Origin of the sequence: Sterolibacterium denitrificans (assembly GCF_900174485.1) — a bacterium.
GTDB lineage: Bacteria > Pseudomonadota > Gammaproteobacteria > Burkholderiales > Rhodocyclaceae > Sterolibacterium > Sterolibacterium denitrificans.
Genome location: NZ_LT837803.1, coordinates 1,284,566 through 1,311,170 on the forward strand (window position 1 = coordinate 1,284,566; position 26,605 = coordinate 1,311,170).

22 protein-coding genes are annotated in these 26,605 nt (G+C 65.0%); 6 read left to right on the top strand and 16 right to left on the bottom strand.

Features of this window, described 5'->3' with window-relative positions; translation table 11 throughout:
• Positions 1-106: 106 nt before the first annotated feature.
• Entirely contained in the window at positions 107-784 is a 678-nt protein-coding gene (locus tag SDENCHOL_RS05870) for a c-type cytochrome (RefSeq protein ID WP_197706852.1), read from the bottom strand.
• Between the two features lie 118 nt (positions 785-902).
• On the opposite strand from SDENCHOL_RS05870, the gene yihA reads away from it, so the two are divergent.
• Both yihA and hemB read left to right on the top strand, forming a co-directional pair.
• Complete coding sequence (gene yihA, locus SDENCHOL_RS05875) at positions 903-1,661, top strand: ribosome biogenesis GTP-binding protein YihA/YsxC (protein WP_154716393.1); 759 nt, start codon at positions 903-905, stop codon at positions 1,659-1,661.
• Between the two features lie 122 nt (positions 1,662-1,783).
• Positions 1,784-2,797, top strand: a complete 1,014-nt coding sequence (gene hemB / locus SDENCHOL_RS05880; protein WP_231912918.1) for a porphobilinogen synthase — start codon at positions 1,784-1,786, stop codon at positions 2,795-2,797.
• A 35-nt stretch (positions 2,798-2,832) separates the two neighbouring features.
• Here hemB and slmA read toward each other — a convergent pair whose 3' ends face one another.
• The 4 genes from slmA to SDENCHOL_RS05900 all read right to left on the bottom strand — a co-directional run bounded on the left by slmA (position 2,833) and on the right by SDENCHOL_RS05900 (position 5,841).
• A complete protein-coding gene (gene slmA, locus SDENCHOL_RS05885; RefSeq protein WP_154716394.1) occupies positions 2,833-3,405 on the bottom strand; it encodes a nucleoid occlusion factor SlmA in 573 nt (190 codons plus the stop codon).
• 39 nt (positions 3,406-3,444) lie between these two features.
• Complete coding sequence (locus SDENCHOL_RS05890; RefSeq protein ID WP_154716395.1) at positions 3,445-4,098, bottom strand: pyrimidine 5'-nucleotidase; 654 nt, start codon at positions 4,096-4,098, stop codon at positions 3,445-3,447.
• 23 nt (positions 4,099-4,121) lie between these two features.
• Positions 4,122-5,009, bottom strand: a complete 888-nt coding sequence (gene argB / locus SDENCHOL_RS05895; protein WP_154716396.1) for an acetylglutamate kinase — start codon at positions 5,007-5,009, stop codon at positions 4,122-4,124.
• Positions 5,010-5,094: 85 nt separating this feature from the next.
• On the bottom strand, positions 5,095-5,841 hold the full coding sequence (locus SDENCHOL_RS05900) for a TetR/AcrR family transcriptional regulator (RefSeq protein WP_154716397.1): 747 nt from the start codon (positions 5,839-5,841) through the stop codon (positions 5,095-5,097).
• A gap of 172 nt (positions 5,842-6,013) precedes the next feature.
• Between SDENCHOL_RS05900 and SDENCHOL_RS05905 the strand changes: the two genes are divergently transcribed.
• The 3 genes from SDENCHOL_RS05905 to SDENCHOL_RS05915 are packed head-to-tail and all read left to right on the top strand — an operon-like array spanning position 6,014 to position 10,192.
• A complete protein-coding gene (locus SDENCHOL_RS05905; protein WP_154716398.1) occupies positions 6,014-7,114 on the top strand; it encodes an HlyD family secretion protein in 1,101 nt (366 codons plus the stop codon).
• A 40-nt stretch (positions 7,115-7,154) separates the two neighbouring features.
• Positions 7,155-8,696, top strand: coding sequence for a DHA2 family efflux MFS transporter permease subunit (locus tag SDENCHOL_RS05910; protein WP_197706853.1), 1,542 nt, complete (start codon positions 7,155-7,157; stop codon positions 8,694-8,696).
• Positions 8,696-10,192 (top strand): efflux transporter outer membrane subunit, encoded by a 1,497-nt coding sequence (locus SDENCHOL_RS05915; RefSeq protein WP_172955010.1) that lies wholly within the window; start codon positions 8,696-8,698, stop codon positions 10,190-10,192. Before SDENCHOL_RS05910 ends, SDENCHOL_RS05915 begins: the two co-directional genes overlap by 1 nt.
• Here the strand turns inward: SDENCHOL_RS05915 and SDENCHOL_RS05920 are convergent.
• A complete protein-coding gene (locus SDENCHOL_RS05920) occupies positions 10,189-10,572 on the bottom strand; it encodes a MerR family DNA-binding protein (RefSeq protein ID WP_197706854.1) in 384 nt (127 codons plus the stop codon). The two genes, SDENCHOL_RS05915 and SDENCHOL_RS05920, sit on opposite strands and share 4 nt — an antisense overlap.
• Between SDENCHOL_RS05920 and SDENCHOL_RS05925 the strand changes: the two genes are divergently transcribed.
• Positions 10,507-11,997, top strand: a complete 1,491-nt coding sequence (locus SDENCHOL_RS05925; protein WP_197706855.1) for an NADH:flavin oxidoreductase/NADH oxidase family protein — start codon at positions 10,507-10,509, stop codon at positions 11,995-11,997. The genes SDENCHOL_RS05920 and SDENCHOL_RS05925 overlap by 66 nt on opposite strands.
• Before the next feature lie 62 nt (positions 11,998-12,059).
• Here the strand turns inward: SDENCHOL_RS05925 and SDENCHOL_RS05930 are convergent, their stop codons facing one another.
• From SDENCHOL_RS05930 to SDENCHOL_RS14135, 10 genes are all read right to left on the bottom strand, one after another.
• Positions 12,060-13,490 carry a coniferyl aldehyde dehydrogenase gene (locus tag SDENCHOL_RS05930; RefSeq protein WP_154716401.1) on the bottom strand — a complete coding sequence of 477 codons (1,431 nt, stop codon included), beginning with the start codon at positions 13,488-13,490 and terminating at the stop codon, positions 12,060-12,062.
• A gap of 17 nt (positions 13,491-13,507) precedes the next feature.
• Entirely contained in the window at positions 13,508-15,139 is a 1,632-nt protein-coding gene (locus tag SDENCHOL_RS05935) for an acyl-CoA synthetase (RefSeq protein WP_154716402.1), read from the bottom strand.
• Positions 15,140-15,215: 76 nt separating this feature from the next.
• A complete protein-coding gene (locus tag SDENCHOL_RS05940) occupies positions 15,216-15,977 on the bottom strand; it encodes an SDR family NAD(P)-dependent oxidoreductase (protein WP_197706856.1) in 762 nt (253 codons plus the stop codon).
• Between the two features lie 54 nt (positions 15,978-16,031).
• A complete protein-coding gene (locus SDENCHOL_RS05945) occupies positions 16,032-16,577 on the bottom strand; it encodes a hypothetical protein (RefSeq protein ID WP_154716403.1) in 546 nt (181 codons plus the stop codon).
• 19 nt (positions 16,578-16,596) lie between these two features.
• On the bottom strand, positions 16,597-17,640 hold the full coding sequence (locus SDENCHOL_RS05950) for a 4Fe-4S dicluster domain-containing protein (protein WP_154716404.1): 1,044 nt from the start codon (positions 17,638-17,640) through the stop codon (positions 16,597-16,599).
• Between the two features lie 13 nt (positions 17,641-17,653).
• Positions 17,654-20,668, bottom strand: a complete 3,015-nt coding sequence (locus tag SDENCHOL_RS05955; RefSeq protein WP_154716405.1) for a molybdopterin-dependent oxidoreductase — start codon at positions 20,666-20,668, stop codon at positions 17,654-17,656.
• Between the two features lie 22 nt (positions 20,669-20,690).
• Entirely contained in the window at positions 20,691-22,091 is a 1,401-nt protein-coding gene (locus SDENCHOL_RS05960; RefSeq protein WP_154716406.1) for a DUF1329 domain-containing protein, read from the bottom strand.
• A 34-nt stretch (positions 22,092-22,125) separates the two neighbouring features.
• Entirely contained in the window at positions 22,126-23,961 is a 1,836-nt protein-coding gene (locus SDENCHOL_RS05965; RefSeq protein WP_154716407.1) for a DUF1302 domain-containing protein, read from the bottom strand.
• A gap of 76 nt (positions 23,962-24,037) precedes the next feature.
• Positions 24,038-25,720, bottom strand: coding sequence for an FAD-binding protein (locus SDENCHOL_RS05970; protein ID WP_197706857.1), 1,683 nt, complete (start codon positions 25,718-25,720; stop codon positions 24,038-24,040).
• Between the two features lie 199 nt (positions 25,721-25,919).
• The gene (locus SDENCHOL_RS14135) at positions 25,920-26,561 is read right to left on the bottom strand and encodes a TetR/AcrR family transcriptional regulator (RefSeq protein ID WP_172955011.1); all 642 of its coding nucleotides are present in this window, start codon (positions 26,559-26,561) and stop codon (positions 25,920-25,922) included.
• Between the last annotated feature and the right edge of the window lie 44 nt (positions 26,562-26,605).

Genomic DNA, 26,605 nt, shown 5'->3' on the forward strand with positions numbered 1-26,605 from the left:
CCGTGATGGGGTTGGAGAAGGAAAGGGCAAGGGCAAGGGCGAAAAAAAGGGCGGTTGTCACCGCCCCTCGCCTGCGTGTGAAACGCAGAAAGTATTCAGAGTATTTTCAGCGCAATCCGGCGATGTAATCGGCGACCGCCTTGATTTCCTTGTCGGTCATCTTGATTGCAATCATGCGCATCATTTTTTCCGGATCGTTGGTGCGGGCCTCGTCGGAAGGTTCGGCCGCTTCCGCGCCGGTGCGGAAATTGCGCAACTGGGCTTCGAGATAGTCGGCAAACTGGCCGGCGATGCGCGGGTATTGGGCGGGCATGCCTGCGCCGGTGGGACCATGGCAGCCGCTGCAGGCAGGCAGGCCCTTGCTGGCGTCGCCAGCGCGATAGATGCGCTGGCCGAGCTCGATGGTGTCGCGGTTCCGGGCGGTTTCCGGCTTCAGGCGCTGGGAGGCGAAATAGGCGGCGATGTCGCGCATCTGCGCTTCATCGTAAGCGGCGATCATGCCGTTCATGATGGCATTGACGCGGATCGGCGCAGCGCCATCCACGCTCTTGAATTCCTTCATCTGCTTGAAAAGATATTCGGCATGCTGACCGGCAAGCTTGGGGTTTGCCGACATCTCGCTGTTGCCGTCGATGCTGTGGCAGGCGAGGCAGACGGAGGCCACGATCTCCTTGCCCTTGGCCGGATCGGCCTTGGACTTGGCGGCGGCCTGCGCGGCGGCAGAGCCCGGCAGGGCAGCAAGAAGCATGGCAGCAACAGCCATCAGCAACGAAAGGCGTTTCATCGTGGAATTCCTCGAATCTTGAATTGCTAAACCCTGATATTCTATACCATCTTGTCTGCTCAGGTTTTCCCTGCGTACCCCCTGCGTATCCTTTGCGCCTCATGCGCGGCTTGCTGTCATGCCTTCATCCAACCTGTTTCGCCATGCCGTTTTCGAGACATCCGTCGCCAAACCGTGTGGCTTGCCGCCGGCCCTGGCGGATGCGCCGGAAATCGCTTTCGTCGGCCGTTCCAATGCCGGCAAGTCGAGTGCGCTGAATACCCTGGCCGGCCACACGCGGCTGGCTTTCGTCAGCAAGACGCCGGGGCGTACCCAACTGATCAATTTTTTCCGTTTGCCGAATGGCGTGCGTCTGGTCGACTTGCCCGGCTACGGCTATGCGGCGGTGCCCGAGGCCATACGCCGCAGTTGGGCCGGCCTGCTCGAACACTACCTCAAGAAAAGGGAGAACCTGATCGGCCTGGTGATGATCATGGATGCGCGCCGGCCGCTGACCGAACTCGATTTGCAGATGATCGACTGGTTTGCGCCGACGGCCAATCCCATCCATATCCTGTTGAGCAAGGCGGACAAGCTGACGCGCCAGGAATCCGCCAAAACCCTGCGTGAGGTGCGGGCGGCACTGGAAATCTACGGCGGACAGATCAGCGTCCAGTTGTTTTCCAGCCTGAAGAAAACCGGCATCGAGGAAGCCGAGACAGTGGTTGGTGCCTGGCTGGAGGATGGCTTCGGCAATCCCGATCGGCAGGATCCGCCGGCAGATGAAGGCGCCATGGATGCCGCGGCTGCAGCGCCTGTGGCGTTCGCAGGAGAATCAAGCGGGGGAAAAAGAAATGGCTCCCGGTCAAAGGGGAAAAACCGGGAGCCATTGATCTGATTCGCTAGAATGGAACCAGATGACCCGCCCAAGGAGGGAGCGGGGACGGTAGCAACCATCGTCAGGTAGGACGATGGTTACCGGAAAAAGTTCCAGAGATATTTTTGAACAAGGTTAGTGCAATGATTGCAAAGGGATTGTTTCCGAACATCCGGATGCGCCGGATGCGCCGCGATGATTTTTCACGCCGCTTGATGCGCGAGCATGTCCTGACGGCCGACGACCTGATCTATCCGGTATTCGTCCTCGACGGCGCCAGCCGCAGCGAGGCCGTTCCTTCCATGCCCGGCATCGAGCGCATGACGCTGGACCGGCTGCTGCCGGTCGCCGAACGTGCGCTGAAGCTGGGCATCCCGGCGCTGGCGCTGTTCCCGGTGATCGATGCCGGCCTCAAGTCGCCGGGCGCCGAGGAAGCGTGGAATCCCGATGGCCTGGTGGCGCGCACGGTGCAGGCGTTGAAGCGCGAGCTGCCCGAGCTCGGCGTGATCTGCGACGTCGCCCTCGACCCCTACACCAGCCATGGCCAGGACGGCCTGATCGACCCCGACGATCCGCGTGGCTACGTGCTCAACGACGAGACGCTGGAAGCGCTGGCCAAACAGGCGCTGTGCCAGTCCCAGGCCGGCGCCGACGTGGTCGCGCCTTCCGACATGATGGACGGCCGCATCGCGCGCATCCGCGCCGAGCTCGATGCGCACCGGCAGATCCACACGCGCATCCTCGCCTACTCGGCGAAATATGCTTCGTCGTTCTATGGGCCTTTCCGCGATGCCGTCGGCTCGGCCGGCAATCTCGGCGCGGGCAACAAATACACCTATCAGATGGATCCGGCCAATACCGACGAGGCGCTGCGCGAAGTCGCCATGGACATCGAGGAGGGCGCCGACATGGTGATGGTCAAGCCGGGCATGCCCTACCTCGACATCGTGCGCCGCGTGAAGGACGAGTTCGGCGTGCCGACCTATGCCTACCAGGTCAGCGGCGAATACGCCATGCTCAAGGCCGCCGCGCAGAACGGCTGGCTGGACGGTGAAGCGACCATGATGGAAGCCTTGCTGTCGTTCAAGCGCGCCGGCGCCGATGGCATCCTGAGCTATTTCGCGCTTGAAGCCGCCGAGGTACTGCGGCGCGAGTAGTGAACGGGGGGGTGGCGGGACGGCGGCCCGGCCGCTCAGATCAGCAGCGGCGATTGCTGCGGCCAGTTCTCCAGCGGCGCGACCTTGAATCCGCTTTTGACGAACTGATGCCAGCGTCCCAGCGCATGGCAGCGCAGGATGTTGGCGTGGGCCGCGACGTCGTGTCCGGTGGGCAGCGCGCCCTGGCTGACGGCAACGCGCAGCGACTGCTTCAGCGAGGCTTCGACGCGGTCGAGAACCTGGTTGATGCGCGCCTGCAAGCGCGCGTTTTCATTGACCAGGGCATCGCCGATCAGTACGCGGGTGAGGCCGCGATTCTTTTCGGCGAAGCCCAGCAGCAGCGACATGATCATCTGCGCCTGGCGCAGGCCATGGTCTTCTTCGGCGGCGATCCGGTTGATGACGGTGAACAATCCCGATTCGATGAACTCGATCAGTCCCTCGAACATCTGCGCCTTGCTGGCGAAGTGACGGTAGAGCGCGGCTTCGGAAACGTCGAGACGTTTGGCCAGGGCGGCGGTGGTGATTTTCTCGCCGGCCGGATCCTGCAGCATTTCCGCGATGACTTGCAGGATCTGGTGTTTGCGCTCGCCCGGTTTGCTGGCCATGAATTTTCCTTGGATATCGTTTTGGGTTGAATGTCCGGATCAACGAAGCCGGCCCAGGCGGCGCGGCAGTTCCAGCACGGATTTTAGTCGCAGGTCGACCCAGGCGGGGGTTGCCCGGGTCTGCCGATGCGCCGTATTCACCAGCACGGTCTGCATGCCGAGCGACTTGGCGGTACGCAGGTTTTCCGCGCTGTCCTCGATCATCACGCAGCGTTCCGCGGCCAGACTCTCGATCTTCAGCAGGCGCAGAAAACTCCGCACTTCCGGCTTGGGGCGGAAGCGCAGGTGCTCGATGGCATAGATCGCATCGAAGAACTGCGCAACGCCCATGATTGCCAATACTGCTTCCGCATAGTGCTGCGGCGCATTGGTGAACAGGATCTTGCGCCCCGGCAGGCGGCGCAGCATGCCCTTCAGGCTGCGCTCGAACACCACCATGCGTTCGAGCTCGGGAAACTGGTGGGTATGCCGGAGAAAATGATGCGGGTCGGTGCCGTGATGCAGCATCATGCCGGTCAGCGTTGCGCCGTAGCGATGCCAGTAAGTGATGCGCAGGCGGTCGGCTTCGGCGTCGGACAGTTGCAGCGTGCGCGCGACATAGGCCGTCATGTCGCGGTGGATATGCGGGAAGATGTGCGGCGAGGCGTCGTGCAGCGTGTTGTCGAGATCGAACAGCCAGGTGCGTCCGCGCATGGGTGCGTGCAATCGTTCCGGCGCTATTGATTCTTGATCAGCGTGCCGACGCCCGCGTCGGTGAGGATTTCCAGCAACAGCGCATGCTCGACGCGGCCGTCGATGATGTGCACGCTCTTCACGCCCTTGCGCGCGGCATCCAGCGCCGAGCCGATCTTCGGCAGCATGCCGCCGGAGAGCGTGCCGCTGGCGACCATCGCGTCGATGTCCCTGGGCGTGATGCCGGTGAGCAACTGGTTGTTTTCGTCGAGCACGCCGGGCGTATTGGTGAGCAGGATCAGTTTCTCCGCCTTGAGCACTTCGGCGATCTTGCCGGCGACCACGTCGGCATTGATGTTGTAGGTTTCGCCCTCGGCGCCGACGCCGATCGGCGCGATCACCGGGATGAAGGCGCCGCTGTCGAGCAGGGCGATCAACGAGGGATCAATGGCGGTGATGTCGCCCACCTGGCCGATGTCGATGAGTTCGGCGGGCCGATCCTTGTTGGGCATCAGCAGTTTCTGCGCGCGGATGAAGCCGCCATCCTTGCCGGTCAGGCCGACCGCCTTGCCGCCGTGCTGGTTGATCAGATTGACGATCTCCTTGTTGACCTGGCCGCCCAGCACCATCTCCACCACGGCCATGGTTTCGGGATCGGTGATGCGCATGCCCTGGATGAATTCGCCTTTCTTGCCGACGCGCTTGAGCATCTCGTCGATCTGCGGGCCGCCGCCGTGCACTACCACGGGATTCATGCCGACCAGCTTGAGCAGCACCACGTCGCGCGCGAAGCAGTGCTTGAGATGCTCGTCGGTCATGGCGTTGCCGCCATACTTGATGACGATGGTGCGGCCGTGGAAGCGCTTGATGTAGGGCAGAGCTTCGGCGAGGATGTCGGCCTTGACGGAGGGCGGGAGTTTTTCGCGGGTCATGGGGACGGTGCGGACGGAGTGAGGTGAAGGACGAGGGGGAGTGGAAGCGGGAATTTTACCGCCCGCGCTGCCGCGCGGGCCAGGCTCAGGTCGCGCTGGCGGCGGAGGCGGGCTTGCTGGGCGCGAAGATCTTGCCTTCGCTCATGGTGACGAACACCGACATGAGCCTGGTCAGCGACGGCGGCTGCGCGCTGTACGCCTGCGCGCCGTAGTGGAGCAGGCCGACGCCGATCGCGCCGCCGAAGAAGGCGGCGACCAGATCGACGGTGCTCGCCTTGCTGCGAATCTCGCCATTGGCGCGCGCTTCCTCGAAGATCGCCGCCATCGCCCGGTAGGCAATGGTGTTCCGCTCGCGCAGCACTTCGACGAGTTCGGGATGACGGCGCATTTCGAGCGGCATGGCGAAAAGGAATCCGGTGATGTTGCTGTCGCGCGCGTGCGCCGCGCAGGAGCTCATGACGATGCGCTTGAAGCGTTCGCGCAGCGTCTTGCATTCCGCCATGGTCTTCATGAAGTCGGGCAGGAACTCGTTGTGGATGTCCTTCAGCGTCGCCAGGTAGAGCGCGGCCTTGGTGTCGAAATACGAGTAGAGCGCGGTGCGCGTCATGCCGGCGTCGAGGCCGATGTCCTTGAAGGTCGTCGATTCGTAGCCGCGTTCGGCGAAGTGCCTGCGCGCCACCGCGAGGATGATGCCGAGCTGGGCGTCGCGCGTCTTGCCGGGCGGACGGCCGGGTCGCCGCGCCTTCCTGACGGCGGATTTGCGCGGTTGGGCGGGCTTGGCCGGGGCGGTGCCGTCGTGTGGAGTGGCTGTCGTCTTTGCGCTGCGGCGCATGCCGAATACCTGGTGACTTGCGGGATCTGCTGGCGGCGATTATAGCCGCCTCCCTTCACCGGAGGGCACGCAAATAAATTTGCAGTTGCGTCAATTCAGGGCATAATTGACGTATCTGAATATTATTTTGTTGCAGTGTTCTTGCGCCAACGAGCGCGGTGAGTGAATTCACATGACGACGATGGATGAAAGCAGGGAAGGGCAGCCGGGCGAGCTCTCGGCAGCCGCGAAACGCGGGCGCTTGCGGCTGCGCCTGAGCTTGATGCTGCTTGGGGTGGGCGTTGCGGCGGCGATCGCCGCCTATGCCCATTTCGCCAATGCGCATGTCGAGACGACCGATAACGCCTACGTGCAGGCCGCGCGCATCGCCATCAGCGCCGAGATCGGCGGGCGGGTCGCGGAAGTGGCGGTGCGCGACAACCAGGAAGTGCGTCGCGGCGATCTGCTGCTGCGTCTCGATGCCGCGCCGTACCGGATCGCCGTCGAGGCGGCCGTGGCTCGCCTGGCCGCGGCTCGTCTCGAAGTGGATACGCTCAAGGCCCAGTTTCGTCAGCGCCAGGCCGATGTGACGGCTGCCGAGGATGCCTTGAAATATCATCAGGACGAGCATGAGCGCCAGCAGCGCCTGGCCGCCGGCGGCGTGGCGGCGCAGGCGCAGGTCGACCAGACGCAGCAGGCGGCCACAGAGGCGCGCAGCCGGCTGACCGGGGCGCGTCAGCAACTCGCCGCGGTGCTGGCGAAGCTGGCCGGCAATCCCGACATACCTGCGGATCGGCATCCCGACGTGCAGCAGGCGCGGGCGCAACTTGAACGCGCGCAGCTCGATCTTTCCTACACGGCCGTCCATGCGCCCGCGGATGGCGTGGTGACGCGGGTGCCGGCGGTGCAGGTCGGCAGCCATGTCAATGCCGGCGTGCCGCTGTTCGCGTTGATTTCGAGACACGACGTATGGATCGAGGCGAACTTCAAGGAAGACCAGATCGCCCGCATGCGTCCGGGCCAGGCGGCGACGGTGCGCATCGACGCCCGCCGCGATCGCGCGTTGACCGGCAGGCTGGCCAGCATCACGCCGGGTACGGGATCGCAGTTTTCCGTTCTGCCGCCGGAGAATGCCACCGGCAACTGGGTCAAGGTGGTGCAGCGCGTGCCGGTGCGCATCGAGCTCGATCGGCTCGATCCCGAGGTGCCCCTGCATCGCGGCTTGAGCGCCGAGGTCAGCATCGACACCGGCAGTACGCCGGCCACCGCCGGCGCGGACAAGCGGGGCGGGTGAGCGCGTGGCGGCGGAGACAGTTTCGGTTTCGGTTTCGGATTTGGATTCGGCTTCGTCGGAGAAGGCAGCGCCGGGCGCCGAGGCGCCGCATCGCTGGGCGATCACCACGCTGGTGATGCTTGCCTCGCTGATGCAGGCGCTGGACATGACGATCGCCGTCGTCGCCCTGCCGCACATGCAGGGCGCGTTGTCGGCGACGCAGGATCAGATGTCGTGGGTGCTGACCTCCTACATCGTCGCCTCGGCGATCATGATGCCTCTGAGCGGCTGGCTGGCCGGGCGCATCGGGCGCAAGCGCCTGTTCCTCTTCTCGATCGGCGGTTTCACCCTGGCATCGGCGTTTTGCGGCATGGCGCAAACGCTCCCCGAAATCGTCATCGCCCGGCTGCTGCAAGGGCTGTCCGGCGCCGCGCTGTCGCCGATGTCGCAGGCCACGCTGCTCGACATCACGCCGCCGGCGCAGCATGCCCGCACCATGGCGATGTGGATGATGGGGGTGGTGGTCGGGCCGATCGTCGGCCCCATGCTGGGCGGCTGGCTTACCGAGGACTATAGTTGGCGCTGGGTGTTCTACATCAATGTCCCCTTCGGCATCGCCTGCGTGCTCGGCCTGATGGCGTTCATGCGCGAAACGCCGCTGCGCCGGACCAGCTTCGATTTCTTCGGCTTCGTCACGATCAGCGTGGCGGTGGCGGCGCTGCAGTTGATGCTCGACCGCGGCCAGGGCGAGGACTGGTTCGCCTCGCCGGAAATCCGCATCGAGGCGCTGCTGGCCGGCCTCGCGTTCTACCTGTTCATCGTGCACATGCTGACGGGCGACAAGGCCAAATTCATCAGCCCGGCGCTGTTCCGCGATCGCAACTTCGTCGCCGGCAACGTCTTCATCTTCGTCGTCGGCATCGGCCTGTTCGCCACGCTGGCCCTGCTGCCGCCGCTGTTGCAGGTCTTCCTCAATCATCCCGTGTTCGACTCCGGGCTGGTGCTGGCGCCGCGCGGCCTGGGCACCATGGCGGCGAGCTTCATCGTCGGCAGCCTCGCGGGCCGCGTCGATCCCCGGCTGGTCATCGCCTTCGGTCTGCTGGTCAATGCGTTCTCCCTGTGGCTGATGAGCGGACTGACGCTGCAGATGGACGCCAGTCTCATCCTCTGGTCGGGCATCCTGCAAGGATTTGGCATCGGATTTTCGTATGCGCCGCTGGCGGTGCTGGCCTTCGCCACGCTGCCGCCGCAACTGCGCGACGAGGGTACCGCGATGTTCAGCCTGTTGCGCAATCTGGGCAGCAGCATCGGCATCTCGCTGGTCGTCGCCCTGCTGATACGCAATACCCAGATCATGCATGCCCGCCTCGGCGAGCACATCCATCCCTACGGCACCGAACTCAATGGCCTCACGCCCGGCATGCTCGGCGACGGCGAGTCGCTGATGCGGCTGAACGAGCTCGTCACGGCGCAGGCGGCGATGGTGGCCTACAACAACGACTTCGTGTTCCTGATGGTGTTGTCGCTGTGCCTCGTGCCGCTGGTGGTGCTCCTCAAGCCCGTGCATGCGGCGCCGAAGCCGGCGACGGGAGGAGGCAAATGATGGGGTGTCGCTGGAGCGTGCTGGCCGGCTTGCTGCTGTCGGGTTGCGCGGCACTGCCGGGCAACGGCGGGGAGCATCCCGATGCGGCGGAACTGCGCGGACAGGTCGTGCCCTCGCGCTATATCGCGCAAGCGCTCGGCCTGGAAGGCGATGCGGACGATGAGCTGCTTGCAGGTAAACAGCAGGTGGTCGTCGGCGCTGCGCTGGAGGATGCCTGGTGGTCAGTCTTCGGCTCGGCTGACATCGATGCGCTGGTGCGGCGCGCGTTGGCACGCAACCGTTCGCTCAATGCCGCGCGGCACACCCTGGCTCAGGCCGAGGAACTGGTGACGGCGGAACGCGGCCTGCATGCGCCCGAGGTCGATCTGGCCGCCGGCGCCGGCCGCGAACGCTACGGCGCGCAAGCACTCGGCGGTACGCCGCCACGGCCACCGTTCGGCTACGTCAGCGTCGGCCCGCGTGTGCGCTATGCGCTGGATCTCGGCGGCGGCGTCGATCATGCCGTCGAGCGCCAGTTGGCCTTTGCCGAGCGCGAGCGTCAGCAGTTGCGGGCGGCCGCATTGGCCGTGAGCGGCAACACGGTCACGCGGTTGCTGCGCAGCGCTGCGCTGCGCGATGAAATCGCCCTCGTCGAAGGACTCATCGAGCTCGACCGGGAGGAAATCGCGCTGGCGAACGCCGGTCTGGCCGCCGGTGGGTTGACGCGCCTGGACGTCGCCGCCGCGGAAGGCATGCTCGCCGCCGATGCGGCGCGGCTGCCGGATTTGCGTCAGGAGCTCGCCCTCGATCTCGACGCGCTGGCCGTCCTGCTCGGCGAAGCGCCGGCCGATGCCGCGCTGCCGGACATCGGCCTCGCGCAACTGACGCTGCCGCGCCGGCTGCCCTTATCGCTGCCTTCCGAACTGGCGCAGCGCCGTCCCGACATCCGCGCCGCGGAAGCCGAACTGCGCGAGGCGCTGGCGGCCGTTGGCATCGCGCGGGCGAATCTCTATCCGCGCATCACCTTGAGCGCCGGCTATGGTCAGCAGGCAGCTTCTCCCGGCAAACTGTTTTCCGCTGGCGCCAGCGCCTGGTCTCTGGCCGGAGAACTCGTCGCGCCGCTGTTCGATGGCGGGCGCCGCCGCGCCCAGCACCAGGCCAGCGCGATGGGGCTGCGGGCCAGTGCCGCGCGCTACCAGCAGACGGTGCTGGCCGCGTTCGGACAGGTCGCGGATGCGTTGCAGTCGCTCGACTACGGCACTCAGAGGCTGGCCGCGCTGGATGCGGCATGCGCCGCCAGCAGCGAGCAACTCGAACTGATGCGGCGCAGCCAGCGCGAAGGGCAGGCGAGCCGACGCCAGGTGCTGGCCGCCGAACGCAACCAGCGCCTGGCAAGGCTCGCGCAGCAGCGGGCGCTGGGGCAGCGCTACCTCGACAGCGCGCAGGTGATGCTGGCGCTGGGCGGCGGCGATGGCGATGCGCTCGCCGTGACGGCCGATGGCCTGTCTGGCCATTAACGCGCGCGCTTCATCAAGCGTTTCGCGTTTTCCGCGCAATCCATGTTTTCCGGCTTGTTTCTGACATCTTCGATCAAGGCCTGGAGGTTCGCCCTGTTTTGTGCCAGCCGCGCTTCCAGGGCTTCGATCTGGGCTATTTTTCGTTCCAGGCCGACGATCAATTCGTCGTGCTTCCAGCTCGTCAGATCCGCAGGAACCAGGCTGCGAATCTCATCCAGGGTGAAGCCCGCATTCTGCGCGCTGACGATGATCTGCAGCGACAGCAAGGCCTCTTCGGGATACTCGCGATAGCCGTTGGTCTGCCGCGAAACCGCTTGCAGCAAGCCCTGCGACTCATAGAAGCGGATGCGGGATGGCGCCAGCCCGCAGCGTTTCGCCAATTCACCGATCTTGATTTTCTTGCTCCTTCTTTTCTGCTTGACATTGAAGCTGACTTTAATCTTAGCCTTTGCGGGAGGTCAAACGTGCGTCCGTCCGCAGATGCCATCGGCGAACCCCTCTCCCAACAACCCGGGCCAGTACTGGCTTGGATCGAGAAACGAGAAGCGAGAAGCGAGAAGCGAGAAAAGTACATGAAGCTATTCACCCCACTCACGCTGCCGAATGGAGCGATCGTGCCGAATCGCCTTGGCAAGGCGGCCATGGAAGAAAGCATGTCCGATGACGACCATGCGCCGTCGGCGGCGCTGATACGCCTGTACCAGACCTGGGCCGAGGGCGGCGCCGGATTGATGATCACCGGAAACGTCATGGTGGATCGCCGCGCCATGACCGGACCGGAATGCGTCGTTCTGGAGAACGATCGACACCTGGCCGGCTTCCGGCAATGGGCCGGGGTCGCGCGCTCGCATGGCGCGCAAGTCTGGATGCAGATCAGCCATCCCGGCCGGCAGATGCCTGCGATCTTGGGGCAGGAAACCTGGGCGCCGTCATCGGTGGCACTGGACATGGGCAAGCTGTCGAATCAGTTCCGGGTGCCTGGAGAGATGTCGCCCACGGCTATTGCGGAAGTCGTCCAGCGTTTTGCCCGCACGGCGCGACTGGCCGAGCAGGCCGGATTTACCGGGGTGCAGATTCATGCGGCGCACGGTTACCTGTTGAGCCAGTTTCTTTCTCCGCTGACCAATCAGCGTGGCGATGCCTGGGGCGGCGCCGTCGAGAACCGCGCCCGTCTGCTGCTGGAGGTCGCGCGGGCGGTGCGCGAAGCCGTTTCGCCGCAGTTCGTCGTTGCGGTCAAACTGAACTCCGCGGATTTCCAGCGCGGTGGTTTCAGTCCCGACGATGCCAAGTACGTCGTGCAACAACTCAACGGTCTGGTCGATCTCGTTGAATTATCGGGCGGCAGCTACGAAGCTCCCGCCATGCAAGGCGAAGCCCGCGATGGCCGCACGTTGGCGCGCGAAGCCTACTTCCTGGAGTTCGCGCGCGACATGGCCGGCGTGGCAAAAATGCCATTGATGGTCACCGGCGGCATTCGCCGCAAGGCCGTGGCCGAACAAGTCATCGACGGCGGCATCGCCATTGCGGGCATGGGCACGGCGCTGGCGATCGATCCCCACTTGCCGAACGAATGGCGCGACGGCAAGGAGAGCGTTCCAGTCCTGCGCCCGATCCGCTGGAAGAACAAGGTGCTCGGCTCGATGGCCGTCATGGCCGTCGTCAGGTTTCAGTTATGCCGCCTGAGCCGCGGGCGCAAGACCGATCCGAAGGTATCGCCGTTGTGGGCGCTGATCCTGGATCAGCTCCATGCCGTTCGCGGAGCGCGCAAATACCGGCGCTGGATGGCGCAGCAAGCGGCCCGGTGAATCCGCGCCATGAAGCGCCTGGCGTTGCTGATGGTGATGGTGGTGATGATGGTTCGCCGCGTTCAGGGTTTCACTGCCTTTTCCATCATCCGCTCGGTCTTTTGGGTCAGCGGCGGCAGCATGCCGAAGGCGCGGCGCGGATCCCACCAGCCGGCGCGGTAGATGGTGCGGGCATGGCTGAATTCGAGGAAGCCTTCGCGGCCGTGGTAGTGGCCCATGCCCGAGGCGCCGATGCCGCCGAAGGGCGCATCGGTCAGCGCGGCGTGCATCAGCAGCTCGTTGATGCAGACGCCGCCCGAGATCGTGTGGTCTAGCACCTTGCGTTCCTCGGCCTTGTCCTTGCCGAAGTAGTAGAGCGCCAGCGGCCGCGGCCGGCCGTTGATGTCGGCGATCACGTCGTCGAGCCGCTCGTAGGGCAGCACCACCATCGCCGGGCCGAAGATTTCGTTCTGCATGATCGCCGTGTCGCGCGGCGGATCGATGACGAGGCGCAGCGGCAGGCGCTTCTGCTGCGGGCCACGGTAGGGGCCGCCGAAGGTCTCGACGCGCGCGCCGCGCGCTGCCGCTTCGCTCACGTAGCTGTCGACGCGCGCGCAGTGACGCTCGTTGATGATGGTCACCCAGTCGGGATTGTTCTCGTAGCTGCCCGGATAGAGCCGCTCGAAGCTTTGCTTCATCAGGCCGATCAACGTGTCGACGTGCTCCTTCGGCACATACACGACGTCGGCATTGACGCAGACCTGGCCGCTGCCGGCGCCCTTGGCGATCATCACGCGCTCGGCGGTCATTGCCAGATCGGCGCTGCGGCTGACGATGACCGGCGACTTGCCGCCGAGCTCCAGCGTCAGCGGCGTCAGGTTGTCGGCGGCGGCGCGCATCACGGCCTTGCCGACGCTGGTGCCGCCGGTCAGCACGAGGTGGTCGAAGGGCTGCGCGGCGAAGGCCTGGCCGAGTTCGGCGCCGCCGGTGACGACGACGATTTCCACCGGCTTGAAGAACTCGCGCACGGCGGTCGCCATCACCTCGGCAATGCGCGGCGTCAGCTCGGAAGGTTTGAGGATGGCGCGGTTGCCGGCGGCGAGCACGTAGGCCAGCGGCGCCAGCAGGGTGAATACTGGATAGTTCCAGGTGCCCATGATGCCGACGACGCCCTTCGGGTGGTATTCGACGACGCCGCGCGCGCCGAACCAGTTGAAGGGAATCGCGCCCTTGCGCTTCTGCGCCTTCATCCACGGCTCGAAGTCGTCGCGCGCCGCCTTCAGCGAGCCGAGCGAGCCGAGTACGTCGAACATCAGCGTGATCGTGCGCGAGCGGTTGCCGAAGTCGGCGTGCGCGGCCTCGCAGATCGGGTCGCGGTACTTGACGAGCATGTCGATGACGCGCTGGATGCGCGCGCGGCGCACCCCGGCGCCGACCGCGCCTTCCGCGAGACGCGCCGCCTTCTGCGCGGCGAGCAGGGGGGCGAGATGTTCGATCGGCGTTGCGGTGCTCATGGCATGCCCTCGTTCGTTCATTGTTTCAGGGTCTGCTGGGCCGTGTCCTTGGCCCAGACGTAGTCGGCCTTGCCGACCGGCGTGCGCTTGACCGCATCGACGAAGACGATGTCCTTGGGCACCTTGTAGCCGGCCAGATGCTGGCGCACGTGGGCGCGGATCGCTTCGCCGTCCCGCGCGCCGCCTTCGCGCAGGGCGACGACGCCGACGACCCGCTGGCCCCAGCGTTCGTCGGCCACGCCGACGACCACCGCGTCGATGACGTCGGGATGCGAGCGGATGGCCTGCTCGACTTCTTCGGTGAATACCTTCTCGCCGCCGGTGTTGATGCACTGCGAGTCGCGGCCGAATACGGTGATGGTGCCGTCTTCGTTGAGGCGGGCGATGTCGCCGCTGATCGAGCAGCGCTTGCCTTCGATGGTGGCGAAGGTGGCGGCCGTCTTGACCGGATCCTTGAAATAGCCGACCGGCAGGTAGCCCATGCGCACTAGGATGCCGCGCTCACCCGGCTGGGCGAAGCGCTGGACGGGGCCGTCGAGCACGGCGACGTCGCAGGTTTCGTTGCGGGTGAGCTGGATCAGCCCTTCCTTCGGCGCTTCGAGGCTGACGCCGGCCTGGCCGGTTTCCGACGAGCCCATGCTGTTCACCAGGCGAATGTAGGGCGAGATCAGCTCGCGCATGGCCTGCTGGATGTGCTCGGAGAACAGCGCGCTGGCCGAGGAGATCGCCATCAGGCTGGAAAGATCCCAGCGTCCCGGGTTGGCCTTCAGCGCGTCGACCAGCGGAATGCCCATCGCATCGCCGACGATGGTCATGACGTTGACCTGCTCGGTGGCGGCGGTATCGAGCGCGCGCTCGGCATCGAAGCCGGGGAGCGGATCGAGATACACGGTGTTGCCGCCGTAGAGGCCGATCAGCGTGGCCCACAGGCCGGCGCCGTGCATCAGCGGGGCGGTCGGCATCAGGCGGATCTGCATGCCTTCGTTGATGCGGTCGACGAGTTCGTGGGGCGCCTTGATCGGGCCGCTCGGACTGAAGCCGCCGCCGCCGCCGAAGCCGGCGTAGAACAGCGCCTTGTGCGGCCAGATCACGCCCTTGGGCATGCCGGTGGTGCCGCCGGTGTAGAGCAGCATCTGGTCGTCGTCGGACAGCGGGATGTCGTCGAGCGAGGCGTTGGCCGCGCTGACCGCCGTGATCGCCTGTTCGTAGTCGACGGCGTCTTTGATGCCCGGCTGGCCGCTGCCGTTGAGGCGCGCGATGGCGCGCAGGCCCGGCGCGGCGGAGAGGGCGCCGAGGTTCTGCGTTTCGAGTTCGGCTTCGTAGATCAGCGCCTTCAGTTCGGCGTTGTCGTAGAGATAGCGCAGCTCCTCGCTGGTGTAGCGGTAATTGACATTGACCGGAATCGCCTTGAGCTTGAAGGCGGCGAAGCAGGCTTCGACGAACTCGTTGCAGTTGTAGGCATGGATGCCGACGGTATCGCCGGCCTGGATGCCCTTGGCGCGCAGCCAGCGGGCAAGGCCTGTGGCGCGGTCGTCGAGCTGGCGATAGGTCAGGCGGCGCGTGCCGCAGACGATGGCCTCGCGCTCGGGTACCGCCTCGACGACGACGCTGAATAGATCGGCGAGGTTGAAGGTCTTGGCTTTGCTCATGGTGAAGACTCCGGAATGGTGGCGAAACGGAGCATTATCGTCACGCCCGGACTTTTTGGGTTCACGCGATTGCCCGTTACAGGGCGGTCTGGCCGCCGTCCATGACCAGCGCCGCGCCGGTCATGAAGCGCGCGTCATCGGAGGCGAGGAAGGCAATACCCGCCGCGATGTCCTCGGGTTGGCCCATCACGGGCAGCAGCGGCAGCAGCTTGCCGACCAGGTTGAAGTCGGCATCGTCGGGCAGGATGGTGTTCTGGGACAGCGGCGTTGCCACGGCGCCGGGGCAGATCGCATTGACGCGCACGCCCTGGCCGGCGTATTCGACGGCCAGCGCCCGAGAGAACATGATCACCGCGCCCTTGCTTGCCGAATAGGCGGTGCCGTAGGGCACGCCGATGATGCCGGCGATCGAGGCGCAATTCACGATGTTGCCCCGGCTCGCCAGCAGATGCGGCATCGCTGCGTGGCACAGCGAGAAAATGCCGGTGACGTTGATCGCCATCTGGCGCTGCCATTCGGCTTCGCTGATTTCAGCGAAGCGCTTGTTGAGCAGCGTGCCGGCGATGTTGCAGAGCGCGTCGAGCTTGCTGAATCTGGCGACGGCCTCGGCGACGGCGGCCTCGCAGGAAGCGGCGTCGGTGACGTCGAGCACCTGCGCGGTGACGTCCAGCCCTTGCTGCGCCAGACGGTCGGTCTCGTCGCGCAGCAGCGTGGCGTTGATGTCGCAGGCCAGCACGCGCGCGCCTTCGCGCGCCAGGCGTTCGGTCGTGCCGAGGCCGATGCCGGAAGCGGCGCCGGTGACGAGCACGACCTTGTCGGTGAATCGTTGCAGGTTCATGGTCTTCCTTTCAGTGAAGCGTGGGGATCAGGAATGAGCGGCAGGCATGGCGTCTCAAACCGCCGCCAACCACCCCGGGCTGACGGACTTCAGGCCGGCACGATCCTGGCGTTCGCCCAGCCAGATGGCGAAGCCCAGTTGCTTGAATTGAGTGAGCACCGGCCACGCGCCGATCTCGAAACGCACCGTCCAGCGGCCGTTGGCGTGTTCGGCAGCAACCGTCCAGTCCGCCGGCGCTTCGCTGCGGATCATGGTGCCTAGGCCTTCGGCCTGCATCCGCAGGGGCTTTTCCCGGTCGGCCTTCCACAGTACGCCTTCGACCGGATCCTCCTTTGAACCCATGGTGATCCACTGCGCATTCTCCGTCGCCGGCACCAGCAGGGCGCAGGCATCCAGAAACTTGTCGGTCTCCCGGGCGATGCTCTTCACCGGCGCCGGGCAGGCCCAGGAGAGCGTGATTTGCCAGCCCTGGCCCTTGGCTTCGATTTCCAGCTCGGCCTGGCCTAGTCCCGGTACCGTCCGATCCTCGTAGGCCTTGGCGATGTAGCCACCCGGCTGGATCGCCGTCGGGGCCGCTATCAGGGTTACTGTCTTCTTCATGGCTTCTTTCCCGCTCGGTTCAGTGGCGCTCGCCGAAGACTTCGCGTTGCTGCGGCTCCAGCTTGAAGTTGTCGTTCCAGTTGTAGGCGATCAAGAGATCCATCAGTTCGCTCTTTTCCCCGCGCTTCTTTTTGTCACGCTCCGCGTGCAGCAGATTCAGCACGTCCTTGACGCGCGGGCCGAACAGCGATTCCAGGTAGGCCAGCGGGATGCGCGGTTCGCCCGTCGGACGCCCACGATCGTCCATTTTCGACGGGCTCATCGGCGGGACGTAGAAGACGTTCGGCCCCAGGCCCCATTCGCCGTGCAGCGGCAGCGCGACCTGGTATTTTTCGACCAGTTTCCAGATCGGCCCGTCCTGGTCGTCGCGGTAGCCCACGAAGCGCAGGCGGCCCGGACATTGGCGCGCGCAGGCCGGTGCCACGCCTTCTTCGACGCGCGGCGCGCAGAAGATGCATTTGGCCGAGACCTGGCGCACGTGGTCGAAGTACACCTTTTTGTATGGGCAGGCTTCGACGCAGAAGCGGTAGCCGTGGCAGCGATCCTGGTTGACCAGGACGATGCCGTCGTGCTCGCGCTTTTCGATCGCGCCGCGCGGGCAGGCGTCCAGGCAGGCCGGGTGGGTGCAGTGGTTGCACAGCCGCGGCAGGTAGAAGTAGTGGTTGTCCTGCGGGTAGTGGCCCGTGCCTTCGTCTTCGTCGAAGTTCGGGCCCCATTTGACTTCTTCCTTGGGCTTGATCCAGAGCTTGACCGGCTGCCCGGTGGAGGCCAGGACGTCCTTGTGGTTGAAGCTCCAGGAGCGGCCGTAGCCGGTGTCCATGTTGGGAATCTGGCCGCGCTTGACTTTGCCCGTCTCGGTGCGCCCGCCGATCTGCGGGTAGTTCGCCGGGTAGCCTTTCCCGGGCATGGTCTCGACGTTGTTCCAGTAGGTGTAGTCCGTGCCCGGATCCGTGTTCCACATCTTCTTGCAGGCGATGCTGCACGTGTGGCAGCCCAGGCATTTGTTCAAATCCAGCACCATCGATACTTGGCGTTGGGTGAAGGCGGGAAGCTGTGTGCTCATGTGCGCTTTCCTGTCATGCCTGCGGTTGCGGCGCAACTGTGGCCTGTTTCGCTACGGGACGGACTTTCGTCTCCTGGCCGTGCCATGGGCGGATGCCGATGCGCGTGTCCTGCACCGCGCTGCCGGGTTGCCAGTGATTCATGCCTTGATTGATCTGGCCATAGTCGCCGGCCATGTGCAGCGGCTTGACGAGACCTGGGATCAGGTTCTTGTAGGACTCGTGATTCGGGAACTGGTGCGGTTCCCAGGCGTGGTAGTAGTAGGCCACGCCCGGACGCACCATCGCCGTGACTTTCAGGCGCATGCGGATCGAGCCGTAGTTGTTGTAGATCTCGACGTATTCGAAATCCTTGACGCCGATCTTCGCGGCATCGGTGGGATTCAGATACACCAGCGGCTCGCCGCGCTGCAGGCGCAGCATCATCGGCGTATCGCGCCAGGTCGAGTGGATCGACCAGCGCGCATGGCAACTGACGAAGATGAACGGATAGTCGCCGCCGGCCCTGGGACTGTCCTTGTGGATGGGAAACTGTTCGCGCATCTCGATGAACCACGGGTGATCGAGAAAGCTGGTGATGCGGCCGCTGTAGGTCGGCCAGGGTTCCTTGCGCATCGTGAAGCGGGTCAGCGTGGTGAGCACGCCTTCGCCCTTCCAGTCCGGGTTGTGCAGGGCGGTCACCTGGACGTCGTTGCCGGTGGCGGTGTACTTGGCGATGCCGGTCTGCCTGAGTCCTTCGATGGTCATGCCCTTGGTGGCACTGCTCTTGAGGATTTCGGCCATCACCTTGTCTTCGTCGTGCTGACCGAGCGCGCCCTGGTTGGTGTAGCGGCGATGCAGCGTCTTCAGGTCGATTTCGCCGCGTCCGCAGCCGTCGAGCACGGGCTGGTTCTTCTCCCTGGCGTAGCGTTCCATCTCCTGCGTCAGCAGCCAGAAGATTTCCCACTCGCCCTTTGATTCGGCCAGCGGCGGCACGGCCGCATCGCAGTAGTGCAGGTAGGGAATGTAGGACATGGTGTACTTGATGCCGGTCTTCTCGTACCAGCCGGCCGCCGGCAGGATGTAGTCGGCCTGGGTGCCGGTGTAGGCGTATTTCGGGTTGATGTCGACGATGCACTCCATGTCGTCCCAGACATGCGCCTTCAGGTATTGCGGCAGGTTGTTGCGGCGCAGGAGATTGGAGCCGCCGGTGAAGAAAATCTTCGGCGTGGACTTGCGCGGCAGGCCGGGCGACCACTGCTTCCGTTTCGCTTCCTGGTAGTAGCTTTCCAGTGAGCGCGGGAACATGTCGCGCTCTTCGCGGTCGAGCGCGGCGCGGTATTCGGGCGAGGTGAAATTGGTGTTCACCACGTCCGAATAGCAAAGTTTCTTGGTCAGATAATTGCGTTCGCCTTCGAGCGCGACTTCGGCTTCGGTCTTGCGCCGCATGGCGATGTCGAGAATGGCATCGAACAATTCCTTCGGCGACAGCGCGTTGAACATTGCGCCGATGCGCCCGGTGAGACCTTCCTTCTCCATCTGCACGACGTTGCCGAAGCCGTCGAGATCGACCCAGCCGCAGGACTGGTAGCCCGCGCCCTTCTTGCCGAGCGCGCCCTTGAGCATCAGGCACAGCAGCTTGGAGCGGTTCATCAGGTCGGAATGGACATAGCGGTTCGAGCCCCATGACGAGAGCACCATCGGCCGCTCGGCCCTGGCCCAGCCTTCGGCGAACTTGCTGATCTGGTCGACGTGCAGGCCGGTGATCTGCGCGGCGTGCTCGAAGGTCCAGGGTTCCAGGTGTTCCTTGAGCATGGCGCCGATGGGCACCACGGCGACTTCCTCGCCATCCTTGAGCTTGATCGTCCACTGGCCGTCGATCGGCGGCTCGAAATCCAGCGTCAGCTTGCGCGTATGGTTGCCGGTGCAGCCCGGCGCAGGCACCGGCGCGTTTTGCTGCGGATGCCACATGTAGAGCTGATCCGGACTGCCACCGTCCTTGAGATCTTCCTCGCGCAGGAAGCGGCCGGTATCCAGGCGGGCCAGCAGCGGCAGGTCGGTCTGCTCGCGCACGTAGGGCAGGTCGATGGCATTTACCTCGAACAAGTGGCGGGCGACGGCCAGGCCCAGCGCCGCATCGGTGCCGGATTCGAGCGGCAGCCACTGGTCGGCATGGATTGCCGTAGCCGAATACTGCGGATCGACGACGCACAGTTCGGTACCGTTGTAGCGCGCTTCATAGAGAAAGTGCGCATCTGGAATCTGGGTCACCGAAGGATTCATCATCCAGACCACGATGAAGTCGGAGAGAAACCATTCGTCCGAGGAGCCGCCGACGTGGGCCGCGCCCAGCGCGATGTTGGCGCCGATGTTAAGATCGCCGATCTCGGCCCAGTTGTCGGCGAACAGGCCGCCGACCTGGAACTGGAACTTGAAGCGGCCGCCGGTGCTCGGGCCGAAATCGAAATTGGGGCCGAGATCCTGATAGATCGTGTCGGTGCCCCATTTTTCGGCGGCATCGACGGTCTTGACGGCAATTTCCCTCAGCGCCTGTTCCCAGGAAATTTTTTCCCACTTGCCGGAACCACGCGGGCCGACGCGCTTCAGCGGCACGGTGGTGCGCGACGGCCCGTACATCACTTCCGTATAACACGCACCCTTCTGGCAGCCGCGCGGATTGAAGTCGGGAATGCCCGGTTCCGAAGCCTCGTAGGTGGCGGATTGCTCCTCGCGCACCACCACGCCGTCCTTGACGTAGAGATCCCACTCGCAGGCCGAGCGGCAGTTGGCCCAGCCGTGCGAACCTTTGGCCACCTTGTCCCAGGTCCAGCGCTGGCGGTAGAGATCCTGCCAGTTGTTCAGTTTGGGCGTGGTGCGCGGGCCGAGGTCGAAACGGCCATCCACCGTACCGTGAAAATGTTGCAGCGGCATGCGGTTGCAGCCGGGAAGGCCGGTTGCCGCCGCGGCGATGCCGGCCACCGTCGTTTTGCCGGCAAGAATGAGAAAGCGTCGCCGTGCCGGATTCGGTTGCGCTGGGCTGGCTGTGGTCATGTGGCTCACTCCAGAAGGGTCGTCAGTAACCGCTGTTCGACAGGTTCTCGATGGAATAGAACGCGGTATTGGCGTATTCCACGCCGGGGGCGTCGATGACGGCGGTTTTCGGCTTGGCCTGGGTCAGGTCGTAGGCCGTGTAATTGCCCGAGTGCAGATCGTGATAGAAGGCGGTGACCTGGTTGAAGATGTTCGGGCCCGGCAGGTAGTAGGTGTTGATCCAGTTATAGCGCCAGAGATTGCCGCGCGTGTCGAAGATGTCGCTCATCACGTACTGCCAGCTATCCTCGTCCAGGTAGAGAATCCGGGTGGCGTACAGGTGGCGATAGTTCTTCTTGATCTTGCCTTCGAGCACCCAGACGCGATGCAGCTCCCAGCGCACGAAGTCCGGATTCTCATGGTGCGGCGTGAGCAGTTTGGCGTACTTGTTGGAGCCGACGGCCGGGCTTTCCAGCTTGTAGCCGTTGTAGGGGATGTACATCTCCTTCTTGCCGATGAGCTTCCAGTCGTAGCGTTCGTGCGAGCCGTTGAACAGGCGCATCTCGTCGATGGTCAGGGTGCCTCCGGTCGACGGATTGGGCATGTCGAAGCCGAAGTCCGGCGCCTGGCGGACGCGGCGGTTGCCTGGGATGTACTGCCAGGCCAGGCGCGCGCCCTTGCCGAGCGTGAAGTCGTCGATGGTGCGCGTCATGGCGCCTTTCTCGCGTTCGGGCAGCAGGGCGACGATGCGGCCGTAGTTGCCGACGCCTTCGTGCCTGGTGCCGCGCAATTTGGGGTCGTTGTTGCGGTTGAGCGCCCAGAAGAGCTGGGCGCCCCACTGGATGGTGCCGTTCGCATAGACCATCGCCAGGTCGGTGTCGCGGTATTCGACGAAGGCGCGGCTCGGGAAGTTGCCGTTCCAGACGAGTTCGAGGCCGCTCTTCGGAAAGGGGAAGGGCACGCCGCCCTTGTTGGCGGTCGGCGCGCTCGCGCCGTCGGCGGACAGCTCGGCTTCGGCGGCGTTCTTGGCGACGACCTGACAGATACTTTCGTCATAGGCGAAGTCGCGGTGCGAGGGGTAGATGTGCATCTTGTAGGTGTTCGGGTACTTCTTGAACATCGCCTGCTGGCCGGGCGAGAGCTTGTCGGCGTGTTGCGCCATGTTCTGCGCCGTGATGGTCAGCAGCGGCTTCTCGCTGGCATACGGGTCGACCGGATGCTTGCCGGGCTCGGTGGTCATGCCCGGCGCCGCGCCGTTCCACTTGCCGGTGAATTCGGCGACGCCCGATGCCGTGCCGGTCTTTTCCGCGCCGATGCAGGTCAGATCCTTGCCGAGCCGGGCGATCTCCTCCGGACTGGCCTTGGCATGGACGGCGCTGGCGCTGCCCAGGGCCGATAGGGCTGCGATGACGCTCAATGCGAACTTCGACTTGCGATATTGCATGCTGTCCTCCTCTCGTGTCTGTGATTGATTTTGTCTAAAGGTGATATGCCGCCGTGAAGGCGATGAAGTCCCGGTCGGCCCAGACGGCCGATCTGGATGAGTGATTGAAGGGCACCGTGCCGACGTCGAGCTTGCCGCCGTACCAGGCGTACTGGAGGCCGAGTTCGAGGTTCTGCTGGTAGGTGAACTTGATGCCGAGACCGGCCTGGCGGTCGTTCTTGCCACCGAGACCGGAGTTCCAGCCCTGCATCGCCGGGTTGCCGCGCAGTTGCTGCTTGTAGCTGATCGGGACGGCCATGTCCCAGCCGGTGAACAGGTTGTTGTAGGAGAACTGGCCGTTCAGCGCATAGGCCGCGGTGGTGCGGTCATACATCAGCCCCGGCTGGCCCGAGACGGGTACGCTGCCGGGTGGCAGGAAGGCCTGGACCAGGGCGGGGTAGGTACCCGGCTGGCCCGAGGCCGGCGGCGTCGCGTAGCTGATGACGCGGCTGGCGGCGATTTCCGCGGCGAGTTGCGCCTGATCGGCCTTGAGCAGACCGAACATGAATTCCGGCCCCCACATCTTGATCGCCGAGAGCTGGGCGTTGACGATCTTGCCGCGCGCCAGGTTGTAGTGCTGGTCGGCCATCAGCAGCGGCGCGCCGTCGCGGTAGGCGATCTCGCCGGCGACGTTGAACTCGCCCAGCCGCGTCGTGAAGCTCGCGCCGGTGAGCCTGATGTCGTTCATGTAGCGGATGTGGAAGGAGGAGGGCAGCAGGTTGGTCCAGGCGAGGATGTCGGCAAGGGGATCGTTGGCGGCGGCAAAGCCCTTGCCCAGACGCCAGTAGCTGCTGCCGAAGCCGAACTCCGGCAGCGGCGTGACTTCGTTGTAGCGCAGGTGGTAGAGGCCGATGCCGGTTTCGTTGGTGAGCTGATACTTCAGACCGATGCCCCACTGGCCTTTCGAGGTGCGGCCGACGTCCTCGGTGCGCGGCGCGCCGTAGTCGCCGATGGTCGCCGCGATGCCGCCGAGGCCGAAATCGGCGAGCATGGGATGGACGGCGCTCAATGCGCTCAGGTAGCTGGAGCCCGGCCCGACCTGGTCGTTCGGGCTGAAATAGGTGCCGACCGGCGCCACCTCGGTTTCGCGGAAGCGCCATTTCTTGTAGCCGAGCAGGGTGAGATCCTCGCCGAGTTCCAGCTTGGCGTAGACCTGCTCGGTGGGCAGGAATAGCTCCTGGATCGGCACGCCCGGCGTCAGGCCCTTGACCATGTCCATCGGGTTCATCGAGCCGCCGATGCCCATGAACAGCAGGCCCTCGCCCCAGTTCACCACCTGGCGGCCGACTCTCAGCGTCAGCGCGTTTTCCTGTTCCTCGCCGTAGCGCCAGCGGCCTTGCACGTAGGCGTCGAGCAGGCGGGCGCGCTTGCCGAGCAGATCCTTCGCGAAGTCCGAGTACTGGTTGCTCGGGCCGGCGCCGTTGAACGAGCCTTGCGCGCTGCTGTTGTTGTCGTGCCAGAAGACCGCGTCGTAGAAGGCGTTGGCGCGCACGAAGGCGCGGTAGTTTTCTCGCGTCAGGTTGACTTCGAGCAGGCCGCTGACGCGGTTGCTGATGGTGCCGTGCTTGGCGATGCTGTTGTCGCCGTCGTCCGAGTTGAGCCAGGCCGTCTTCTTCATCAGCGTGGACAGGTCGGTGACGCGCAGATCGTTGTAGCCGGGATCGACGCCATTGATCCGCTTCAGGTTCTGGTAGCTCAGGTGCAGGGACATTTCCAGCACCGTGCCGTCGTCGAACTTGATCGACTCGAAGCCCAGCGCCTGCGGCGCGTTGAGCGCCAGCATGGCGACGGCCAGCCGGCGGCTTGTCTGAAGCAGCTCCTTGTTGTTCATGCTTCCTCCCCCTTCGTGCTTCGTTGTCTGGTGCAACGCTGTTTTCGGGTGATGCGCTGATGCAACTGCGGTTTTTTCAGGTCGTGCGGCCGGCGATGTGGTGCGCCGCGATGTAGCCGAATGTCATGGTACAGCCTATGGTGCAGCCCGGCCCGGGATAGGTCGCGCCCATCACCGAGGCCGCGCTGTTGCCGACGCAGTAGAGCCCGTCGATCAGGCTGCCGTCGGCGCGTTTCACCCGGGCGTATTCGTCGACCATCAGCCCGCCCTTGGTGCCGAGGTCGCCGGCGACGACCTCGACGCCATAGAACGGCGGTTTTTCGATGGGCGCCATGGTCGGATTCGGCTTGACCGTCGGATCGCCGTAATAGCGGTCGTAGGCGCTTTCGCCGCGATGGAAATCGGCATCCTTGCCGTCGCGCGCGAACGCGTTGTAACGCTCGACGGTGGCCTGCAACCCGGCGGCCGGTAGGCCGAGGCGGGTGGCGAGTTCGGCCAGGCTGTCGGCGCGGTGGATGTAGCCGTGCTTCAGATAGTGGCCGGGCACCGGCTGGCGCGGCGGCAGGTCGGCGAACAGGTAGTTGTCGCGGAAGCGCTGGTCGAAGATGAAGTGGCAGGGCACGTGCGCGTTGTCGTCCGTGTGGTGGCGATACATCTCCTGGACGACCTGGACGTAGCTGGCGGCTTCGTTGGTGAAGCGCTCGCCGCGCTGATTCACCATGATGATGCCGGGATGGCTGCGCTCGCCGACGTGAAAGGCCGGTGCGCGGCCGGGCGGCAGGCTGGTCGGTCCCCACCAGGCTTCGTCCATCAGGTCGATCGCCGCGCCGGCGCGGATGCCGGCCTGGATGGCGTCGCCGGTGTTGCCTTCGCTGCCGACCGTCCATGCAGTGCTGATCGGCTGGCGCTGGTACTGGCGGCGCATCTCGGCGTTGTGCTCGAAGCCGCCGGCGGCGAGGATCACCGCGCGGCGCGCGCGCAGCGTGACGGTCTGGCCGTCGCGTTCGGCGATCACGCCGACGACGCGGCCGTCGTCGACGATCAGTTCCTTGAGCGGCGTGTTCAGCCACAGCGGGATGTTGCGCTGCTTCATGCCCAGACGCATGCCGCCGATCAGCGACTGGCCCATCATCAGCAGCTTCTTGCCGGCCAGGCGGTTCATGGCGACGCGGGCGCCGACGCGCATGGCCGTCGCCTTGCCTTCCCAGGTGCGCATCACCATGCCGATCTTCTGGAATTCGCGCGCCCGGAAGGCGAGGCCGCCGGGCATTTCGATGTAGGGCGGGCGCAGGCTGGCGAGATCCTCGCCGAGTTGCCGGCCGTCGAACAGCTCGGCTTCGATGGCGCGGCCCTGGGCCTTGCCGCCGGGCAGCTCGGGATAGTAGTCGGCATAGCCGGGCATGTACGAGAACTGCGCCGGCGTGTGCTTGCGCACCCAGTCGATCATCGGCGCGGCGTTGCGCACGTAGGCTTCCTGGCTGGCGCGCGGCGAGCGGTCGCCGACGGTGGCCTGGAGATAGGCGCGGGCTTCCTCCGGCGTATCGGCCACGCCGGCCTGCTTCATCAGCCTGTTGCAGGGCACCCAGATGCCGCCGCCGGAGCGGGCGGTGGAGCCGCCGTAGCAGGCGGTCTTCTCGATCATCAGCGTCTTCAGCCCGAGATCGCTGGCTACCAGGGCGGCGACCATCCCGCCGCCGCCCGAGCCGACGACCAGCACATCGGTGATGCAATCCACGTCATTCGCCATATCGGCTGCCATCCCCATCCGAGAAAATATTCAGACACGTCAATTATTATCTAATAAAGCATAGAATTGACGCGATTGCAAATTATTTTTTCGGGCCGCGCCGCTGCGGCTACCGACGCGGGGTGCTGTGCGCAAAGCCCGCAATGGCGCGTCTGTTCAGCGGCTCGAGGGCTGCTGAACGGCTATTCGGCGGTCTTGGAACGCCTGGGGATCAGTCGGCGGTATAGATGTCGCCGTCGAGCATGTCGAAGAATACGTTCATCGCTTCGGTCAGCGAGGTGACCTGGATGCCGTATTCGAACAAGGCGACGCCGATGGTGCCGCCGAAGAAGGCGGAAACGAGGTTGATGGTGCTGGCGTTGGTCGCCAGCTCGCCGCTGCGCTTGGCCTCGTCGAACATCGCCGCCATCGTGCCGAAGGCAGCGTCGTTCTGCTGCAGCAGGGTGGTGTTGAGTTCGGGATGGCGGCGCATTTCGATGGGCACGGCGGAGAGGAAGCCGATGATGCTGTCGTCCTCGGCATGGGCCGTCGCCGAGAGCGCCATGAGGCGCTGGAAGCGTTCGCGCAGCGTGCTGGTTTCCTCCATGGCCTTGATGAAGTCCGGCAGGAAACGCTGCTGGGTGGCGATCAGCGTCGCCAGGTAGAGATCGGCCTTGGATTCGTAGTAGGAGTAGATCGCGGTGTGCGAGATGTCGGCATCCCGGGCGATGCCGAGGAAGGTCGTCTGGGCATAGCCTTTTTCGGCGAAATGGCGACGCGCCACGACGAGGATCTTCGCCAGCATCGCATCGCGGTTTTTCCCCTTCGGCCGCCCGGCGCCGCGCCGGCCAGGCCGCGCGGCATCGGCCGGCATCGCTCCTGCTCCCGCTTTTGCTCCTGTGGCATTGGCGCTGCGGG